General features: G+C 37.4%; 17 protein-coding genes and 1 pseudogene. 14 read left to right on the top strand and 4 right to left on the bottom strand.

What is annotated here, in order from left to right; all coding sequences use genetic code 11:
- Positions 1-118: 118 nt before the first annotated feature.
- The 5 genes from JZO76_RS10000 to JZO76_RS09980 all read left to right on the top strand — a co-directional run bounded on the left by JZO76_RS10000 (position 119) and on the right by JZO76_RS09980 (position 8,703).
- Positions 119-985, top strand: a complete 867-nt coding sequence (locus JZO76_RS10000; RefSeq protein WP_206903932.1) for an ROK family protein — start codon at positions 119-121, stop codon at positions 983-985.
- Between the two features lie 406 nt (positions 986-1,391).
- Positions 1,392-2,576 (top strand): metallophosphoesterase family protein, encoded by a 1,185-nt coding sequence (locus JZO76_RS09995; protein WP_206903931.1) that lies wholly within the window; start codon positions 1,392-1,394, stop codon positions 2,574-2,576.
- A complete protein-coding gene (locus JZO76_RS09990; protein WP_206903930.1) occupies positions 2,576-5,185 on the top strand; it encodes an ATP-binding protein in 2,610 nt (869 codons plus the stop codon). Before JZO76_RS09995 ends, JZO76_RS09990 begins: the two co-directional genes overlap by 1 nt.
- Positions 5,186-5,231: 46 nt before the next feature.
- Positions 5,232-6,176 (top strand): 3'-5' exoribonuclease YhaM family protein, encoded by a 945-nt coding sequence (locus JZO76_RS09985; RefSeq protein ID WP_206903929.1) that lies wholly within the window; start codon positions 5,232-5,234, stop codon positions 6,174-6,176.
- Between the two features lie 241 nt (positions 6,177-6,417).
- On the top strand, positions 6,418-8,703 hold the full coding sequence (locus JZO76_RS09980; RefSeq protein ID WP_206903928.1) for a cation-translocating P-type ATPase: 2,286 nt from the start codon (positions 6,418-6,420) through the stop codon (positions 8,701-8,703).
- A gap of 183 nt (positions 8,704-8,886) precedes the next feature.
- Here the strand turns inward: JZO76_RS09980 and JZO76_RS09975 are convergent, their stop codons facing one another.
- The 3 genes from JZO76_RS09975 to JZO76_RS09965 form a co-directional block, all read right to left on the bottom strand.
- Complete coding sequence (locus JZO76_RS09975) at positions 8,887-9,882, bottom strand: peptidylprolyl isomerase (protein ID WP_206903927.1); 996 nt, start codon at positions 9,880-9,882, stop codon at positions 8,887-8,889.
- 122 nt (positions 9,883-10,004) lie between these two features.
- Positions 10,005-10,388 carry a YtxH domain-containing protein gene (locus JZO76_RS09970; RefSeq protein ID WP_206903926.1) on the bottom strand — a complete coding sequence of 128 codons (384 nt, stop codon included), beginning with the start codon at positions 10,386-10,388 and terminating at the stop codon, positions 10,005-10,007.
- The gene (locus JZO76_RS09965; RefSeq protein WP_206903925.1) at positions 10,389-10,814 is read right to left on the bottom strand and encodes an HIT family protein; all 426 of its coding nucleotides are present in this window, start codon (positions 10,812-10,814) and stop codon (positions 10,389-10,391) included.
- 178 nt (positions 10,815-10,992) lie between these two features.
- Between JZO76_RS09965 and JZO76_RS09960 the strand changes: the two genes are divergently transcribed.
- From JZO76_RS09960 to JZO76_RS09935, 6 genes and pseudogenes are all read left to right on the top strand, one after another.
- Positions 10,993-11,736 (top strand): ABC transporter ATP-binding protein, encoded by a 744-nt coding sequence (locus JZO76_RS09960; protein ID WP_206903924.1) that lies wholly within the window; start codon positions 10,993-10,995, stop codon positions 11,734-11,736.
- Entirely contained in the window at positions 11,729-12,937 is a 1,209-nt protein-coding gene (locus tag JZO76_RS09955; protein WP_206903923.1) for an ABC transporter permease, read from the top strand. Before JZO76_RS09960 ends, JZO76_RS09955 begins: the two co-directional genes overlap by 8 nt.
- Positions 12,938-13,057: 120 nt before the next feature.
- Positions 13,058-13,837 carry a phosphotransferase family protein gene (locus JZO76_RS09950; protein WP_206903922.1) on the top strand — a complete coding sequence of 260 codons (780 nt, stop codon included), beginning with the start codon at positions 13,058-13,060 and terminating at the stop codon, positions 13,835-13,837.
- 87 nt (positions 13,838-13,924) lie between these two features.
- Complete coding sequence (gene trmB / locus JZO76_RS09945; protein ID WP_206903921.1) at positions 13,925-14,584, top strand: tRNA (guanosine(46)-N7)-methyltransferase TrmB; 660 nt, start codon at positions 13,925-13,927, stop codon at positions 14,582-14,584.
- A 148-nt stretch (positions 14,585-14,732) separates the two neighbouring features.
- Positions 14,733-15,138, top strand: a pseudogene (locus JZO76_RS14180) (transposase zinc-binding domain-containing protein); the annotation flags it as partial.
- 22 nt (positions 15,139-15,160) lie between these two features.
- Entirely contained in the window at positions 15,161-15,304 is a 144-nt protein-coding gene (locus JZO76_RS09935) for a hypothetical protein (RefSeq protein WP_206903920.1), read from the top strand.
- A gap of 65 nt (positions 15,305-15,369) precedes the next feature.
- On the opposite strand, the gene JZO76_RS09930 is transcribed toward JZO76_RS09935, so the two are convergent.
- Complete coding sequence (locus tag JZO76_RS09930; protein ID WP_206903919.1) at positions 15,370-15,903, bottom strand: TetR/AcrR family transcriptional regulator; 534 nt, start codon at positions 15,901-15,903, stop codon at positions 15,370-15,372.
- Between the two features lie 104 nt (positions 15,904-16,007).
- Here JZO76_RS09930 and JZO76_RS09925 point away from each other — a divergent pair, with 104 nt between their 5' ends.
- From JZO76_RS09925 to comGB, 3 genes are all read left to right on the top strand, one after another.
- Complete coding sequence (locus tag JZO76_RS09925; protein ID WP_206903918.1) at positions 16,008-16,928, top strand: NAD-dependent epimerase/dehydratase family protein; 921 nt, start codon at positions 16,008-16,010, stop codon at positions 16,926-16,928.
- A 270-nt stretch (positions 16,929-17,198) separates the two neighbouring features.
- The gene (gene comGA, locus JZO76_RS09920; protein ID WP_206903917.1) at positions 17,199-18,137 is read left to right on the top strand and encodes a competence type IV pilus ATPase ComGA; all 939 of its coding nucleotides are present in this window, start codon (positions 17,199-17,201) and stop codon (positions 18,135-18,137) included.
- On the top strand, positions 18,109-19,122 hold the full coding sequence (gene comGB, locus JZO76_RS09915; RefSeq protein ID WP_206903916.1) for a competence type IV pilus assembly protein ComGB: 1,014 nt from the start codon (positions 18,109-18,111) through the stop codon (positions 19,120-19,122). The genes comGA and comGB overlap by 29 nt, the downstream gene beginning before the upstream one ends.
- The last annotated feature ends 98 nt before the right edge of the window (positions 19,123-19,220 follow it).

Genomic DNA, 19,220 nt, shown 5'->3' with positions numbered 1-19,220 from the left:
TAAATTGATATATCAAATTTTACAGAAAAATTTTTAGCAAAATAAGATAGCACAGATGAAAAGAACCATTTGGTACAACAAGATAGATTTGTGCCATCCAAAATTAGGAGGATGTAAAATGTATTACGGCGGTATTGAAGCAGGCGGGACAAAATTTATTTGTGCGGTCAGCGATGAAAAACAAAATATTATAGCAAAAACGAGTATTCCTACAACTACGCCAGAAGAAACATTACAAGGAACGTTTGACTTTTTTGATCAGTATGAAATTAGCGCTATGGGAATTGGTTCTTTTGGACCAATCGGTATTAACGAAAGTAAAGATAATTACGGCTATATTTTAGCAACGCCAAAACCTGGGTGGTCTGAATTTGATTTCTTGGGTCAAATGAAAGCAAAATATGATATTCCCTTTGTTTGGACGACCGATGTAAACGCAGCAGCCTATGGGGAGTTAAAAAAAGGGGCGGCCCAAGGTAAAAATAGCTGTATTTATTTAACAGTGGGAACAGGAATTGGCGGAGGAGTCGTAATTGACGGTAAAATTTTCTCAGGAATTAATCACCCTGAAATGGGACACATCCATGTAAAACGTCATCCTGATGATGATTATGAAGGAAAATGCCCGTATCACAAAGATTGCTTAGAAGGTTTGGCTGCAGGCCCAAGTCTAGAAGCAAGAACAGGGATTAAAGGACAAGATCTACCAGAAGATCATCCGATTTGGGAAATTCAAGCGTATTATATTGCCCAAGCGTTAATGAGCTATGTTCTGACCTTAGCACCAGAACGGATTATTCTAGGTGGGGGCGTAATGAATCAAGATCACTTGTTGATGAAAATTCGCCAAAGTTTTGTGGAGCAAGTAGCGGGATATGTGGAAACACCACCGGTTAGTGAATATATCGTGCGTTGGGGTTTACCAAATGAAAGTGGCATTACGGGCTGTTTATTGTTAGCAGAAGATGCTGTGAAAACGAAATAAAAAAAATAACCAAACAATCTTAAAAAGCGTAACCTAGCTGTTACGCTTTTTGATTGTTTGTTTTTTGTTGAGGAGGATAAAATTTTAGAAGACTGGAGGAACAATTTTCTAAAATTCCACTTTTATTTTTGTGCTGCAGGCAGTTTACAAAACAGCGCGTATTGTTTTAGTCAATTTTTTTTTGGCGGCATTTTTCTTTTAAAAAAGGCGAACAAATTTTCGTATTTGTGATGACGAAATAGGTGATAAATGGTATGATATAAAGGAATTTAACGTCTTTTTTTACCACTGAATTTTATAGATGTAAAACTTTTTTGAATTTAATTTCAAACCGTTAAGCTCAAAATCGTTCCTTACTTTTTATGATAAAGCTAAAGTGAAATTATTGAATTAAGGAGGCGTTATTATGCGCTTTATCCATGTCGCTGATTTACATTTTGATCGCACTTTTGAAGGCTTAACAAAAGAGCTGCCTGCAGATTTTTCAAAAAAGTTAAATCAAGCCAACGAAAAAACACTGAAAAATATCGTCACCACAGCGATTGAGCAAAATGTCGACTTCGTCATTTTTGCTGGCGATACTTTTCACCAAATGAATCCTTCTTTGAAAAATCAGCAGTTGTTGATGCAACAATTTGAAAAGTTAGCACAAGCAGAGATTCCAGTATATTTGATTTTTGGTAATCATGATTATTATGAAGAAAATCGCTACTGGTTTGCTTTTCCAGATAATGTTGTCTTATTTGAAACAGAAACAGTCAAAACTATTACTGCTACTACCAAAAATGGTGAAAAATATGCGTTATCTGGTTTTAGCTATCGTCAGCAATATTTGACAAAAAAAATGGCCCAAGAATTTCCGCTACGGAATTTAGAAGTAGACTATCACATTGGAATTTATCACGGAGATGTTCAGGATGCTAATTTTGCGCCCTTTAGTGTGAGTGAGTTGAAGAGTAAAAATTATGATTATTGGGCCTTGGGGCATATCCATCAACCAACACAATTAAGTGCTGAAATGATTTATCCAGGTACTCCCCAAGGACATACAAAAAAAGAACTTGATTTAGGCGATGTTCTTTTGCTGGAGTTAACTGGAAGTAACATTAACGTAAGTAAACGACCAGTAGCTGCATTACGGTGGCAAAAAAGAACAATTTCATTAGCCAGTTGTGAAAATAATGCGACCGTTTTAAATTATTTGAGCAAACAATTGGCACCAGTATCAGCTGAAACAACGTTATTGTTAGAATTAGTCCTGACTGACAGTGAACATTTACAAAATTTCGCTGAAATGATTACAAATGGGCAATTACAAGACTTATTAAATCAACAATGGCCGGCACAAATTTTTGTCCATACTTTAAAATTACAAGAAATAAAACATAAGATTTCACTACCAGCTAGTGATTTACTAAAAACGCAATTACTGCAAGAGTTTAGTCATGGTGAGATTTTTAAAGAAGTATTAACCGAACTTACTATAAATAAAAATACCACTTTACTGCTGGAAGATCCTGAATTTCGCCAAGAAGTTTTAAAACAAGTAGCCGCCGAATTAAACGAGCAATTTGAATGGGGGCAAGATTGATGCAACTTCTAAGAGCGGAGATTACCGGTTTTGGTAAATATCGTAATAAAACCATTGATTTTACAGCGGGCAATCAGTTGTTTTATGGTGCTAATGAAGCAGGAAAGTCAACCTTATATCAATTTATTATGGCAATGTTGTTTGGCTTCCCTCTTAAAAGAGGACGGAAACGAGATTTTGAACCGTTAGATGGTACGAGTTATGGCGGACGGTTAGTTATTGTACTACCTATTCATGGACAAGTGACAATCGAACGCTTTAAACAAGTCAACCGTGGGAAAGCAAAAGTTTATTTTGGCCAACAAACAGGTAGCGATGACCTGTTAAATCAGTTGATTGCACCTTTAAATCGTGAATTATTTGAAGATGTCTTTACTTTCCAGCAGGAACAATTGAGTCAATTAGAACGCCTACAAGAAAAGCCGCTTCACGATGCATTAATTTCATTGGGAATTACCGGTAGTAAAAAGTTGTTAGGTAAACAGCAAGAATACCAGGATAATGAACAAAAAATATTCAAAGTTAGAGGACAGCGCCAAGCTTTAAACAAAGCGCTAAAAGAAAAAGAGAAAATCGCCCAACACGTTTATCAGCAAGAAACAAAAGAAGCCGCCATTACTGATCTTTTGGCTGAAAAAAAACAAGATGAATTGCGGCAGCAGGAATTAGCTGAAAAAATACAGCAAACACAGCAAGAATATTTAACACTAAAAGAAAAAGAAAACAGCTTCCCGCAATATGAAGAGTGGCAACTTTTGCAAAAAAAATATCCTGACGATGACTTAGGAGCAGAGCCAGAAAAACTGCAAGAATTTTACAATCAATATAATCAATTGAATACACGTTTAGCCGAAGGAAAGCAAGCCTTAATTGCATTAAATGAAACACAAGGATTAACCGATCGCTATCGCTTTTATCTCGAGCATGAAAGTGAAATCAAAGGTTTGTTACAAGAACAAGTTGCAGCGGTACGTTTAACCGATGATTTTCAAAATCAGCTCCAGGTCCAACAAAACTTAATTGAAGCTGTAACGGTATTAGAAGATACGTACCAATTCCAGGTAGGAGAAGATCCACAGCAAAAGGTTAAGTTGATAAAAAACTTAGCCCAAGACTATCAGCAACTAACAGAAAACATTACCCAGACAAAACAAGAAGAACTTTGGCAAAGTGCCCACCTGCAAGCTGCAATTGATAATAAAAGTACGTCAAAACAGCCTGTAAAACCACCACTTACCACCATAATATGCGGTATTGTCGCTGTAATTTTTTTGATTAGTGGCCTTTTAAGTAAAAATGCACGTTTTATTTTATGGGCAATGGCGTCAATCGCGCTAATTTTTGCTACGTATAAGTATTATCAAAAAACAAAGAGCAATCAGACAGCCAAAGTAAAAAATAAAGCGCAGCCAGTAAATCAGACGAAGACAGCAGTGACGCAATTGATAGCTAAACAAGAAGAACTTTGGTATCAACTGCAACAAAGGCTACCCCAGCTTATATCCCCAGAAGATTTACCAACAGCTTTGGTTCAGTTGGAAAATGCTGCCAAAGATTATCTGATAAAAAACGAAGCGCTAATGACCGCCGACCAACGTTTAGATCAATTAGATCAAGCCTATGGGAGTTTTTTGCAACGTTTTCGATTTTTAGATAAATGGTTGCCTCAAGCTAATCAAGATGTTTTACAGCGTTTACGGCTGTTGCAAAATTTTACCGATGAAATGCAAGAAGTTAAGCTGCAACAAGAACAGCCGACAGCTGCCCTACTAATTCGGCAAAACCAGCTATTACAACAGCAACTCGATCAATTATTGGCAGAAAATCAGCACTTGTTGCAAAGTGTGGGAATTAGTCAACCGACAGAAATTCCACTATGGATTGCCCAAATGCATCAAAAAGCAGGGGATTTAGCCCGAAAACAAGAATTAGCGACGCGACTAGCAAAACTATTCCCCAAAAAAATTACCGCTAGTCAATTGGCAATGGCGCTAGCTGCTGTTAAAAGCAAACTAGCAGAGTTGCAGCTAGAAGACCGCAAACTTAGCCGTAACTTACAAAAGGCACAATTAAAGATGGAACAAATGCAAAGTGATGGTACCTTAGATGAGTTGCGCCAAAGATTAGCTCAAGCAGATAGTGAGGTATATGAACTTGCCTTACAGTGGAGTAAAAATAAATTAATGGCAGCTTTATTAGGGGATTTGGCCACGGAGCTTTCAGATAAACAATTGCCACAACTATTACAAAAAAGCAGTGAATATTTAAAACTTTTGACAAAAGATAATTATTTTTCCTTGGATTTTATCGCTGGGGAATTAGCGGTCAAAACTAAAAATCAAAGTTGGAAAGTTTACGAACTTTCGACTGGTACGAAAGATCAAGTGATTATGGCATTACGCTTTGGTTATTTAGCTTTGCAGACAAATGTGCTATGTCCGTTAATCATCGATGATGGCTGGTTGCATTATGATAGTGTTCGCAAAGAACAGCTGGCAGTATTATTACAAGAGTTTTCACAGCACTATCAAGTGATTTGTTTGTCTTCTGACGTAGAAATGGTAAGCTATTATGAGAAGCTGCAGCAAAAGATTGTCTTGTTGCGTTAGTAGAAAAAAATTGTGATAAGGAAAAAAGAAGTAAAAGGAGATTGCCATGAAAAAATTAAAAGATTTAGCCGTGGATGAAGAATTTCAAGCCTTTTTGTTAATTAAGAATGCCGATGTGCGTTTAGCCAAAAACGGTAAAAAATTTATTGCATTTACTTTCCAAGATACATCTGGAACGATTGATGGTAAATTTTGGGATGCTTCTGAAGAAGAAATTAATAAATTTGAAGCAGGAAAAGTAGTTGCCTTGCAAGGAAAACGCGAATTGTACAATGGCAATCCTCAAGTGAAGATCATCCATCTGCGTCTTGCTCGCGCTGATGAACCCAGCGAACCAACGCAATATATGGAGCGAGCACCACTTAAAAAAGAAGAGATGGAAGAAGAGATCAATCAGACCTTATTTGAGATTATCAATCCCCATTGGAATCGAATCGTCCGCTTTTTGTTGAATAAATATCAAAAAGAATTTTTTGACTATCCAGCAGCAAAACGCAATCACCATGCTTTTGCCGGTGGTCTAGCTTATCATACGATTTCGATGTTGCGCTTAGCCAAAGCCATCGTCAAAGAATATCCAGAGTTGAATCCATCTTTATTATACGCGGGTGTCATTTTACATGACTTAGGAAAAGTGATTGAGTTGTCGGGCCCGATGTCAACAGAATACACGCTCGTGGGAAATTTGGTTGGACATTTGGTGTTGGTGGATGAAGAAATTACGAAAGCCTGTATTGCTTTAAAATTTGATGAAAATGAAGAAGACATTGTGGTTTTACGCCACATGGTCTTAGCACATCACGGTTTGTTAGAGTATGGGTCGCCAGTTCGTCCCCGCATTATGGAAGCAGAAATTTTGCATCAAATTGATAATTTAGATGCCTCCATGCAAATGATGTTGACGTCTTTGCGCCAAACACAACCGGGAAATTACTCTGATCGCATTTTTGGGATGGACAATCGCAGTTTTTATCTGCCCAAAGACGTGTAACCCTTAAATTAAAGTGATGAAAATAACAATAGCTTAGTTTACACCGTTAATTTTAATCGGGATAAACTAGGCTTTTTTGTCGTGTAGTGTCCGAACACTAAAGAGTGAGACACGTTTTTTTGCTGGTCCATTTTTCTTAAACTTTTTATAAGGCAGTTAGAAAATCTCAATGAATTTCAGTAAATAAAAATTTCCTGTGTTATCTTTTTTTGTAGACGATTTTCAAAAGGAGACGCTAAATTTGGAAAATAGAAGTGGTTTAAGCTTAGCTGCAGTGCAGGAGCGAAAAGAACAAGGATTGCAAAATAATTTTACTGAAAGTGCAACTAAATCAACGGGGGCTATCTTTTACGATAATTTAGTCACCCTATTTAATTTTTTGAATTTATTGATTGGAATTTGCCTGTTCTTAGTGGGCGCATATAGCAATATGTTTTATCTAGTCATTATTTTGGTCAATATCACAATTGGTATCTATCAAGAGATTCATGCCCGTAATTTGGTTCAAAAACTTTCAATCGTGAATAAAAAGCAGGTTAGCGTCCTGCGTGACGGGATAGAAGTAAAGGTAGATTCTACAGAATTGGTAATGGATGATTTGGTGAAAATAGGTGCCGGCGAACAAGTTCCGTCGGATATGCAAGTTGTCACAGGCTTTGCTGAAGTCAATGAAGCAATGTTGACCGGAGAATCAGACCTAATTGCAAAGCAGGCGGGGGCCTCATTGTTGTCTGGGAGTTTTTTAGTTAGTGGGGAAGTATTCGCTCAAGTTGTCCATGTAGGCAAAGATAATTATGCCGTGAAATTAACCAATGAAGCGAAAAATCATAAACCACTTAATTCAGAATTAATTCGGGCCATTCGTCAAGTTGCAAAATTCACTAGTTTTGTCATTATCCCTTTTGGCATTTTACTTTTCTTAGAAGCCTTTTTCCTGCGTTCTAGTGGTACAAAAGAAGCTGTGGTTGTCTCGGCTGCTGCTGTGTTGGGGATGTTACCCAAAGGTCTGGTTTTATTAATTAGTATTGCGCTAACCACGGGGGTTACCAAACTAGCGAAAAAGAGAATTTTGGTTCAAGATATGTACGCAATTGAAACCCTTGCTCATGTGGATACGCTTTGTTTGGATAAGACTGGTACGATTACCAAAGGGGATATGCGGGTTTTAAAATTACACAGTGTACAAGAAGCGTACACAGAACAACTTTTTGCAATTATTGGAAGTTATTTAAAAAATAGTACAGATAGTAATGTGACGATGCAAGCACTACGGGATTATTTTCCGGAAACGACTACCTATGCTGCTAGCCAAGTGACCCCTTTTTCTTCTGAACGAAAATGGAGCAAAATGGATTTGGCAACGATTGGGACAGTCTACTTGGGGGCGCCAGAACGCGTATTGGCAAAAGAAAATATTCCACCTATAGTTTTGCACGCACAAGAACAAGGATTGCGTGTTTTAGTGATTGCCGTAGCAGCTGACCAAGAAGAACCGCAGGCAATCGCAGTAATTGAAATTGAAGATATTATTCGCAACAAAGCAGAAGAAACCCTTGCTTATTTAGATCAAGAAGGTGTTGCGTTAAAAGTTATCTCTGGTGATAATCCGATTACCGTTTCCAATATTGCCAAACGAGCAGGATTACCACATTATGAACAATATATTGATCTAACGACCTGTAAAACAGATGAGGAAGTAAAAGAAGCAGCATTGAAATATACGGTTTTTGGTCGCGTTGCCCCACAACAAAAGAAACTCTTGGTTCAAGCTTTAAAAAAAGCCGGAGGAACAGTTGCGATGACAGGCGATGGTGTCAATGACGTTTTGGCTTTGCGTGAAGCGGATGTCAGTATTGCGATGGCTGACGGGGATGCAGCGACCCGCCAAATTTCCAATTTGGTATTACTCGATTCAGACTTTACCACGTTACCAGAAGTCTTGTTTGAAGGACGACGGGTTGTAAACAATGTGACCAAAGTCTCCGGTATCTTTTTTATCAAAACGATTTATTCTTTCTTACTAGCCATTATTTGTTTATTCAGTGTCAGTGCTTTTCCTTTTATCCCAATTCAAATCACCTTGATTGACTTGGCGATTGAAGGCTATCCTTCTTTCTTTTTATCTTTTGAAAGCAACAAAACAAAAGTTAGTGGGAAATTTTTACCTACAGCACTGAAATCTGCTTTACCGAATGCCTTATTAGTTGTAGTGAATGTTTTGGCCGTAGCAATACTTGCGCAACAAGCCAATTGGCCCCAGATGCAGACCACCACATTAATGTATTATTTATTAATTGGTATCAGCAGTCTAGCCGTGATTAGAGCTTGCTTACCGCTTAATCCATTACGGTTATTTTTAACGATTACTACCATTGGCGGAATTTATGTGGCAGCAATGTTATTTCATAAAATTCTAGAAATTGGCTTTTTAACTTCGGCGACGATACCAGTATTTGCTATATTGATGCTGGGAAATAGCATTTTATATGGACTGATAGCTTGGTTGATGAATAAAAAAGTGAAATAAAAGCCAACAAAAGTAAGCTGATTTCTGTTGGGAAATTTTGACAGCTTGTAATAAAGATTTTTTTACCGTTATAAAAAACCGCTAGGACAAAAGTTAATACTTTGTCCTAGCGGTTTTTGAATGGTGAAGTTTAGTTGCAATCAGCATAGTTTATAGCTGTTGTAGGTGTTATTAGCTACTACATTATTTAGATTCAGCAGTTGAACTTTCAGCTGTTTTTGATTCTTCAGTAGAAGAGTCTGCTTTTGAATCTTTCGTTGAGCTTGATTTTGTATCTTTTGTTTCAGCAGCTTCAATAAAGTCGCTTAAGATGTTTTGTAGGGCATCATCTTTTACTTTTACGTTAGCATCTTTTAATTCTTGACCGATTACTTTAGCAGAGAAAGTAGAGTCAGATGCTTTGGTATTGATCGCAATTTCTTTTAATTCTTTTTTGTAAGGGTCCATTGAATTGCCTTTGGCCTTATTTTTATCCATCCGGACAACGTAATAGCTTGTCATCATAGTAGATTGGTCAGTCACAGGGATAACAGCAGAAACTTCGCCGTCTTTCAGTTTGAAAGCAGCTGTTTTCACATCAGCTGGCACACTTGCTGTTTGAGAATCAAAGGAGATTTTACCACCTTTTTCTTTGGTAGCAGAATCAGTTGAACTCTTCTTGGCAATTTTTTCAAAGTCAGCATCTTTTTTACTTACTTCTTCTTTTAATTTTTTCGCTTCGTCTTCGCTAGCAGCAGCGATGATATGGGCATCAACTTCTGGATGGAAAGAATCCCAAGCGGTTTTTAAATCTTTATCAGTAACTTTAACATGAGATTTGATCCCTTTTTCTAAAGCTGCTTGTTGGGTTAAATATTCTTTGAAAGTTTTCTTAGTGAAACCAGATTGTTCCAATTGTTGTTCAAATGAATCGCCGTAAACTTTTGCTTGTTCATTGTATTGCTTGTCGATTGCTTTTTGGTCCACTTTGTCGCCATACTTGTCACCGAAAACTTTTAAAATAATCATGTTACGGATTGTTTGTTGATTATTAGAATCATATTTTGCTTGATCGTAAAAATCTGAAACCGTGATTTTTGAACCTTTCATTGTGGCGATGTCTTGGTCTTTAGAGCCACAAGCAGCAAGGGATAAAACAGCCATTGCGCTGACAGCGGCTAATAACATTTTTTTCTTCATTTAGTCGAGCACTCCTGTATTTTCAATTTAATTTTCACAAATATTACTATAGCACATTCTGTTTTTAAAAAAAATCACTGGCTGGAAGTTTCAAACAAAATTCACACAATGGTCGCTTTTCTTTAGTTTTCCTTAGAGTGTTCCGGTGTATCTGCATTTTGTAGCGGAGGATCTGCTAAGACAGCGACATGTTCACTTAACGTTTTGACTTGGTCTTTTATTTGGGCAATCCGTGGCTCTGCTTGAAATTTGAAGTCTGTAATATCTTGTTCTAACCCGGCAGTAAAAGCAGGGATAATTTCTTGTGCTGTTTGTTGCGTTGTCTGCAGCGCTTTTTTGAAATTTGTTAAGCTATTATTTAACTCAAGTGTTGTTTGGGTAGCAACATCTAGCTCTTGGGCTAATTTTGCCCGAGTTTCATTGCCGCTTCTTGGTACCGTGAGTAACGTACCCACACCGCCGGCAACAGAACCAACGACTAAGCCTTTAAGGAAACTTTTTAACATTTATTTCACCTGCTTTGCAATTGCTGTAGCAATGGCTTTTAATTCAGCTTCATTATGCAGACCTTGATGATCACCAAAATGAACAGAGAAGTCATCTGTTTTTTCATAGCGGGGAATCAAATGGATATGAGAATGAAAAACAGATTGATAAGCCAACTCTTTATTGTTGTTTAAAATGTTTAAACCTTCCATCTCCGGAAAAGCCGCTTCTAGCGCGCGGGCAATTTTGGGAATGCGGGCAAACACGGCACTGACCAATTTTTCATCGTATTCAAAAATATCGGTGACGTGTTTTTTCGGGATAACTAAGGTATGTCCTTGTGTCACTTGGGATAAATCTAAAAAGGCATAGACGACATCATCTTCGTAAACTTTATAGCTTGGAATTTCACCTGCTGCGATTTTACAAAAAATACAATTTTCCATGAATTTCATCCTCTCTAATTTTTAACAGCGCTAATTTTTTGCTGTGAGTTTTTGATGGATTTCGTTATTCTTACTTTACCACAACCAGCCAGTTTTTTTCAGAGAAAGGGTGTTTTTTGGTATAATGAGACTGTGTTCAATTTAAATTTTAAAAGCTGAGATAAAGGAGCTTATCAAAATGAGTTTAATAGTAAAAGATTTAACAGGAGGCTATGGTCAGTTTCCTGTTTTAAAAAATTTAAATTTTTCGATTGGTGAAGGAGAATTAGTCGGGCTGATTGGGTTAAATGGAGCCGGTAAAAGTACGACAATTAAAGAAATTATCGGACTATTACAACCACAAAAAGGCAGTATCACCTTAAATGACTTAACGTTAAAAAAAGACCCAGAAAATTATCGCAAACAAATCGGCTACATTCCCGAAACACCTTCTTTGTATGAGGAATTGACCTTAAAAGAACACATTGAAGTGACGGCGATGGCCTATGACATACCGCAAAAAGAAGCCTTCAAACGAGCGGAACCTTTGTTAAAAACATTTCGCTTAGAAAATAAGTTGGATTGGTTTCCGGCTAAATTTTCAAAGGGGATGAAACAAAAGGTGATGGTATTGTGTGCCTTTTTAATCGAACCGAGCCTTTATATTATCGATGAACCATTTTTAGGGTTAGATCCATTGGCAATCAACGCATTATTGGAATTGATGGAACAAATGAAAAGAAATGGTGCGGCTATTCTAATGTCTACTCACATTTTGGCTACAGCTGAAAAATATTGCGATCGTTTTATTGTCTTGCACGAAGGTGAAATCATCGCCCAAGGGAGCTTAGCTGAATTACAGGCGACATTTGGCTTAGAAGGTGCCGACTTAGATGAAATTTATTTGCATTTAACTAAAGCGCAGGTGATAAAAAATGCGTGAGTTGTTTAAAAAGCGTCTAGCATTACATCAACGCCATATGCAAAAATATCTACGCTATGTCTTTAATGATCATTTTGTCTTAATTTGTGTCTTTTTACTTGGGGGAGTTGGGCTTTATTATTCCGAGTTTGTCAAAGCCCTGCCACGTAATTTTTGGCCGGCAGCAGGAGTAGCATTACTGATTTTAGTCGCAATTTTGCCGTTGGGACGTTTTGCAACTTTAATGCAAGAAGCCGATATTGTCTTTTTGTTGCCCAAAGAACGAGCATTGAAAGAGTATTTTAAAGGAGCTTTTAACTATTCTCTATTGTTGCCTTTTTTTATAGAACTATTAGTTTTAGGTTTTTTAATGCCACTTTTAGTGGCAACTACCGCTATTACATTTCCCGCTTTTTTTATTCTGTTAGGAACGATGTGGCTGTTAAAACTTGCGCAATTAAAAATTGCCACACTGAAAATTTATCAAGTAGCACCATCAAAATTAAGACAAGTCGAACTGCTTTGGCTAGTTCTGGCAGTACTTTGTCTTGCAGCTGGTATTTTTTTAAATCCTTTTATCGGTTTAATTTTAGCGTTTGTCACTGGGGTGGGCATTTTCAAATTATTAGCAAAAAGCGAAGAGAATTTAGATTGGGAAAAAATGATTGGCATGGAGAAAAGCCGACTTCACCGCATTTACCAATTTATCAATCTTTTTACTGATGTACCAGAAATCACAGCGACAGTTAAACGCCGCGCGTATTTAGATGGTGTTTTGCAAAAAATCAAACCGCAGCAAAAAAATACGTATTTGTATTTATATGCGAGACGATTTGCCAGAGGTTCAGAATACAGCGGTCTTTTTATCCGTTTAGTAGTGATTGGAAGTTTATTGTTGTATTTTGTTCAAGACGTCTATTTTAGTTTGGGTTTAGGCATTTTGTTTATTTATATGATTGGCTTTCAATTAATCCCGTTATACAATCAATTTCGCTATATGATTTTAACCCAACTTTATCCAGTTTCTAGCCAACAAAAGGCTAAAGCATTACAAGTTTTACTCTTGCTGTTATTAAGTTTGGCGGCTTTTGTTTTTGCAATTAGTGCCAGTTTGGCGCTATCTTTATGGTACGAGCGTTTCTTAGTAATCGCTGCATATTTTCTCATGGTATTTTTCTTTACCCGTTGGTATGTCCCACGTCGTTTAAAGAAGATGGCATAATAGCGGGCATTAAAATAAAAAAGCTCTTAAAAAGCACTTCAGGGGAACGTATATGCGCTTGACGATAGCGTGTGAGACCGCTAGAATGGGGGTACTTTTGTTTTGAAGGAGGACGGAGCGATGGATATTCAGTTAGGCCAAGAATGGAATTTAAGTCCCATTAAAGGCGATACCGGAAAAGCGTATGTTGGCTCGCGGGAAAACGATAAAGTTTTTGTGAAGCGCAACACAACGCCAATGCTTGCTGCTCTTTCAAAAGAAGGGATTACCCCGCGGTTAATTTGGACTAAAAGAACCGGCAATGGCGATACTTTTTCAGCTCAGGAATGGTTGGAAGGAACAATTTTAACTGCTGAAGAAATCGGCAAAAGAAATGATGTTGTGGATGTCTTATATCAATTGCATCATTCCCAGTCCTTAAAACGGATGCTACAAAAAATCGGCGGTGAAGTTTTAACCCCGAAAATGATGTTAGAACAATACGAGAGTGCATTGGCAAACCCGATTGCAGAAAATCGTTTTTTACAATTGGTTTTGCATTATTTAAAGCATAATATACCCGAATTCACAAAAGAAGATGTGGCGGTGGTTCACGGTGATGTCAATCATCGTAATTGGCTAGTCTGTCGTAATTATTTATATTTGGTAGACTGGGATTCTATTTGTTTTAGTGATCCAGCAGTGGATATCGGCACGTTTTTGGGTCATTATTTACCTAAATCTTCTTGGAGTCGCTGGTTAATGAGTTATGGTATGATGCCAAATGGCGCCAATTTGGAAAAAGTATACTGGTATGCTTTGATGTCGTTGTTACAAGAAGTCAAAAAATATTACGTTCGTGGTGATTTTGAAACAATGAATGAAGTCATTATTCAAATTAAACGAATTTTTAGTGAGTAGAGCGATGTCGTAGGCGGAAGCTTTTGACTTTGCTCTTTTTTTTGCGAGTTGCTTCAAATTTAGTTAGGAAAAAGAAAGGAAATGAGCATGCGGGTAAGAAAAAGAAATGGTGCCGAAGAAATGCTTACGGCACATCCAGAAATCGTGATTGCAGAGCCGACAGCCCATAAAGGCAACTGGCATGAAGTGTTTGGCAATAATAAACCACTTCAAATTGAAATTGGAATGGGAAAAGGGCGTTTTATTAGTGGGATGGCCCAGCAAAATCCTAATATTAATTATATCGGAATCGATATGCAAGTAAGCGTAGTTTCCCATGCTTTGGATAAGGCACTGGCGACAGAAGTCAAAAATTTACGTCTTTTACATGTTGACGGCTCAGCCTTAACTGAATATTTTGCAGATAGTGAAATCGATCAAATTTATTTGAATTTCTCTGATCCTTGGCCCAAAAAACGGCATATTAAACGCCGGTTGACTTCACCAGACTTTTTAGCAGTGGATGAAGCCATTTTGAAACCAAAAGGGGAGATTCACTTTAAAACCGATAATCAAGGATTATTTGAATATTCATTGGCTAGTTTTTCGCAATATGGTATGACGTTAAAACAAGTTTGGTTAGACTTACACAATAGTGAGTTTGCTGACAACGTTATGACGGAATACGAAGAAAAATTCAGCGCCAAAGGTCAACCCATTTATCGTGTGGAAGCCCAATTTGCAGATAAAACTAAAAAACAACGTTAAGCAGCTAAAAGCTGGGACAAAAGTTAATGACTTTTGTCCCAGCTTTTTTTACAATTAAGGGATTATATCTTTTTGAAGAGGTATGAAGGCTGTTTTGACATTGTTCATACCTCTTTTCATATTGCATTTTTATCGGTAAAATAAGTGTATGAAACCTAATATTTTACATGCTATTTTCTTTGATGAATTCCAAAACTGGGAATCTTTCTTGAAAAAATATTCTCGACGAATCCGACTCGTCGTAAAAAAAAGAAGTTCGCAAATTTCAATTTTGTGGAGATATTCGACGGGGATACCGACTGTTAGTTTGTGAAGGCTGCCATGATGTCCGCTTAGTTCCGTTAAAGTGCAAAGGCAAGTTTTGCCCAACTTGCGCTACTGGTGAAAGTAGACGTTGGGCTGAAATTACAGCAAATGATATGTTAAACATTATGCATCGTCATGTTGTATTTACCATTGATGAAGGACTGCGTCCAATATTTATGATGGAAAAATATCGAGATCAATTACTCAAAGGATTAATGGATGAAACCTCTAAAATTGTATTAAATTTTTAAGGAGGATATCCCGAAATCAGTGGTGGACTTGCTTGACGGGACAGACTTGGAATGTGAACCAAACCAACCACCGCAATTTAGCTGTTCTAAATGCGGTGGTGAAATGTATCCGGAATATTACCGAAATAGTTTGGGAAAAGAATTTCGATTTAGTGAGCAATAAAACAGCACACACAAATACAAAGAAGCCCTCGGAGATTTATCCGAGGGTTTTCTTAATTTTTAAATTTACTCATGAAATTCTCGAATTAATTGGGTCATTTCTTCTAAACTTTCTTTTTGACCGGTTTGAATCCAGGTCAGCCAAACTTCAAAGAGACCGGCAGACATAAATTTTATCCAATAATTTCGTTTTGGGTCTTTCCAATCAGACCAGGTAGTGGTGGCGTCGTAAAAATGAGCCATTTGTTGGGTAAAAATTTGAAAAAGCAAGGTTTCATATCCGCCGGTAATAGCTCGTTTAAAATCTGGCGTCAAGTCGTTGAAAAATTCCGTTAAATCGATAATTTTTTGTTCATGACTTATTTTATTTAATGTTTTATCAAAAATTTTTTCAAATTTCGGCTCATAATAGCTAAAGAGGACATCCTCTAGTCCTGAAAAATGTCGGTAAAAAGCCATCCGACTCACACCAGCTTTTTTGGCTATTTCGGAAACGGTAATTTGGGGAAGAGGTTTAGTTTTTAGAATTTCTAAAAGGGCTAAGGTGATCCACTCTTGACTATCTTTTTTGAGACTTTTTGAATAATCGGTAGCTGCCATAACACATTCTCCTTTTTGTTACAAATGCTAGGATTTTATTTGTTTTTTGATCTGTGACTTTCTATACTAGCATGTATAACAAGTGTAACAGGAGGAAGAAGAAAATGAAAGTTTTAGTCACGGGTGCCAATGGCTTTTTAGCAATGCATTTAATTCAACAATTATTAGAAAAAAATTATGAAGTAGTGGGAAGTGTTAGAAGTTTAGAGCGGGCACCTAAAATTTTTAACCATGTTTCCTATTTTGCAGCTAATTTAACCAGTTCACAAGGCTGGCTGGAGGCTATGAAGGATGTAGAGGCTATTTTTCACGTGGCAAGTCCTTTAGGGCACGATAATGCCAATAATCCACAATTAATTCAAGAAGCTGTTTCCGGCGTGGAAGTGGTTTTTCAAGCAGCCAAAGAAGCTGGCGTAAAACGTCTTATTATGACGTCTAGCCAAGCAGCAGCGACACCGCAAGCTAAAACAACTGGGATAATCACTGAAGATTTTTGGTCTGATCCGAAAAATCCAGAACTTAATGCTTATCGTTTGTCTAAATTATTCGCTGAAAAAAAGGCTTGGGAATTGGCAAAAAAATATCAATTGGATTTAACGACCATTTTACCTGGAGCGATTTTTGGACCTGCTTTAACAGCTAATCGTTCCAGCAATCAAGTGTTAGACGGGATTAAAGTAGCCAAATTTGTTCCAAATATTTCCTTAGAAGTTACCGATGTTCGGGATTTAGCTGCCTTACATATTTTAGCTTTGGAAAAATCTCAAACTATTGGAGAGCGTTATATTGCGAAAAATAATGATTTAACTTTTCAAGAAATTGCCGAAATTTTTGGCAATCATCCTTTTTTGCTTCCTGATTTTTTATTAAGAATTAGCGGGAAGTTTGTTGGTCCTTTACGGGCATTAGTTCCTATGTTGCAGCGAAAATACACTCATTCGAATGAAAAAGCTCTGCAGATTGGTTGGCAAGCACGAGCGGCTAAAGAAACGGTTCTTGCTGTTTTTAAACCAGCCAACAAATAAAAAAATCTACCCAAATCATCAACTAACACTTGAGCGATGATGGGTAGATTTTTTCTTTTTACCGAGCGTAACTTTTACGAGCGGCTTTTTTATTTATAAAGAAAGAATAGCTTTTGTTATATCTTAGATCTGAAGGCTTCCTACAGCTTTTCTTGCTGAAAAGCTGCAATTTTTAAAGGGCGTTGCGTTTTATTTGGCTAATAAAAAAAGTTCCTGCTGGTAAACAAAAATTTATTTTTTTGGCGTAATTCTTTGTGAGGAGGAAAGTAGATGGACGTCACCGAATTATCTGAAACGTTAATTACCTATGGGATGACGCACAAAATGGAAGACTTATATATTACGCCAGAAAACCAACTATGGCAGATACAATTTCGCCAAGGCAGTAGACGTATTCATTTTGATAGCATCCCAAAAGATAGTGCTGAAAAATTAATTGCCCGGTTTAAATATTTAGGTCAAATGGATGTCGGAGAGAAAAGAAAAGTGCAACTAGGAGCTATCACCTATGAAACAGCAATGGGAGAGCAACGTTTGCGTCTTTCCGTTGTGGGAAATTATCAAGGAGATGAAAGTTTAGTTCTGCGCTTTTTACAGCCCATCGCCAAAGTCGCACATTTTTATTTACCGGAACAATTGGCAATTGTAGGTGCAATGATTCAAAAAAGACGCTTGTATTTATTCAGTGGCCCGACAGGTTCGGGCAAGACAACATTAATGTATCGTCTCGCTAAATCAGATGGTGGTCAAGTCATTACGATTGAAGATCCCGTAGAAATTGAAGAAAGCACTTTTTTGCAATTACAAACGAATGAGGCGATTGGACAAACCTATGATAAGTTGATCCAACTGGCTTTACGACATCGTCCGGATTGTCTCATCATTGGTGAAATTCGTGACGCTTTAACAGCCAAGGCGGCGATTCGAGCCGCACTGACCGGACACAAAGTTTTTGCCACAGTTCATGCGGCTAATTTAATGGAGACCAAAAGTCGTCTGCGGGATTTACTGCCGATTGAAAATGAATTGGATTATTGTTTAGGTGGTATTGTTTATCAGCGCTTGTTGCCTGATAAAAGGGGGAAAATTGCGAGTTTATTGGCTTATCAGTTTGAACATGAACTACCATTTTCTAATTGGCAACAAAATTTGGCGCGATTAGTTGAAGAAGGGCGAATCGATGAAAAAATTTACCAGCAAGAAAACTGAAAAACAGCGCTTTGTAAAAACTTTAGCCGATTTATTGCTAAGCGGCTTTACTTTACTGCAAGCTATTGAAGTTATCCAGCGAAGTCACGGTTTTAACGCAGAAAAATTAGGCGCATTTCGTGACAAATTAGCAACAGGAACACAATTAAGTGAAGTTTTCCAAACACTTGACTTTACCGCCAGCGAAATCGCCCAAGTGCAATTAGCAGCAGAACAGGGCTTGTTAGCTGAAACACTAGGACAAATTGCAAAACAACTCCAACTTGCTGCAAAGCAAAAGCGCGCCCTGCGACAAGTTTTAAGTTATCCCTTTTTATTGCTCATTTTTGTCAGTGGTGTAATGGTGAGTTTGCATCAATTTTTATTACCGCAATTGCTAGCTTCTGGCATGTTATCTAAACGTCATTGGGGCATTTTATTTCTTCGTTATAGTCCGTATGTGTTGTTCATTTTTGTTTTGCTACTTGTATTAGCCTATGGCCTTATGCAACAGTTCTTCAAAAAAAGTTCCGCTTTAGCACAGGCGAATTTTTTAAGTCAAATACCTGTTGTTAAACAATTTTATCGCCTCTTTATCGCCAATTATTTTGCCTTGGAGTGGGGAAAATTATTTCAACAAGGATTAGAAATTAACCAGATTATTTACGTTATGCAAAAGACAGATAGTAGTTCTTTGTTAAGTCAATTGGCGACTGAACTGGATTGTGCCTTGCAAAAAGGAGAGTCCTTAAGTGATAAATTGCAGGGATACGCGTTTTTACCACCGGAATTTAGTCTGATTGTTTTTCAAGGGCAGGCAACAGGAAAACTCGGCATCGAACTTATTTTATATAGCAAATTGTGTGCGCAAAAGTTAAATAGCAAAGTTGAAAGAGCAATTAGTCTGATCCAGCCGCTGGTTTTTGTGGTCATTGCCGTTTTAATTATTAGTGTTTATGGTACTTTGTTTTTACCTTTATATGGAAACATCCAGCTATATAACTGAGAGGAGAGAGAATGTGCGCTTGCTAGTTAAGAAACTCAAATTTTCAAAAAGATACAGAAATTTTTCTGCATTCACGATCATCGAAATCATAGATAGTA

Source organism: Candidatus Enterococcus myersii (assembly GCF_017316025.1).
Taxonomy (GTDB): Bacteria; Bacillota; Bacilli; order Lactobacillales; family Enterococcaceae; genus Enterococcus_C; species Enterococcus_C montenegrensis.
The sequence above is the reverse complement of the archived record's forward strand: the minus strand, read 5'-3'. Positions and strand labels throughout refer to the sequence as shown.

Bases quoted from the DNA above. Each gene is read 5' to 3' on its own strand.
- JZO76_RS10000 (WP_206903932.1), top strand. From the start codon at position 119: ATGTATTACGGCGGTATTGAAGCAGGCGGGACAAAATTTATTTGTGCG.
- JZO76_RS09995 (WP_206903931.1), top strand. From the start codon at position 1,392: ATGCGCTTTATCCATGTCGCTGATTTACATTTTGATCGCACTTTTGAA.
- JZO76_RS09990 (WP_206903930.1), top strand. From the start codon at position 2,576: ATGCAACTTCTAAGAGCGGAGATTACCGGTTTTGGTAAATATCGTAAT.
- JZO76_RS09985 (WP_206903929.1), top strand. From the start codon at position 5,232: ATGAAAAAATTAAAAGATTTAGCCGTGGATGAAGAATTTCAAGCCTTT.
- JZO76_RS09975 (WP_206903927.1), bottom strand. From the start codon at position 9,882: ATGAAGAAAAAAATGTTATTAGCCGCTGTCAGCGCAATGGCTGTTTTA.
- JZO76_RS09970 (WP_206903926.1), bottom strand. From the start codon at position 10,388: ATGTTAAAAAGTTTCCTTAAAGGCTTAGTCGTTGGTTCTGTTGCCGGC.
- JZO76_RS09965 (WP_206903925.1), bottom strand. From the start codon at position 10,814: ATGGAAAATTGTATTTTTTGTAAAATCGCAGCAGGTGAAATTCCAAGC.
- JZO76_RS09960 (WP_206903924.1), top strand. From the start codon at position 10,993: ATGAGTTTAATAGTAAAAGATTTAACAGGAGGCTATGGTCAGTTTCCT.
- JZO76_RS09955 (WP_206903923.1), top strand. From the start codon at position 11,729: ATGCGTGAGTTGTTTAAAAAGCGTCTAGCATTACATCAACGCCATATG.
- JZO76_RS09950 (WP_206903922.1), top strand. From the start codon at position 13,058: ATGGATATTCAGTTAGGCCAAGAATGGAATTTAAGTCCCATTAAAGGC.
- trmB (WP_206903921.1), top strand. From the start codon at position 13,925: ATGCGGGTAAGAAAAAGAAATGGTGCCGAAGAAATGCTTACGGCACAT.
- JZO76_RS09930 (WP_206903919.1), bottom strand. From the start codon at position 15,903: ATGGCAGCTACCGATTATTCAAAAAGTCTCAAAAAAGATAGTCAAGAG.
- JZO76_RS09925 (WP_206903918.1), top strand. From the start codon at position 16,008: ATGAAAGTTTTAGTCACGGGTGCCAATGGCTTTTTAGCAATGCATTTA.
- comGA (WP_206903917.1), top strand. From the start codon at position 17,199: ATGGACGTCACCGAATTATCTGAAACGTTAATTACCTATGGGATGACG.
- comGB (WP_206903916.1), top strand. From the start codon at position 18,109: ATGAAAAAATTTACCAGCAAGAAAACTGAAAAACAGCGCTTTGTAAAA.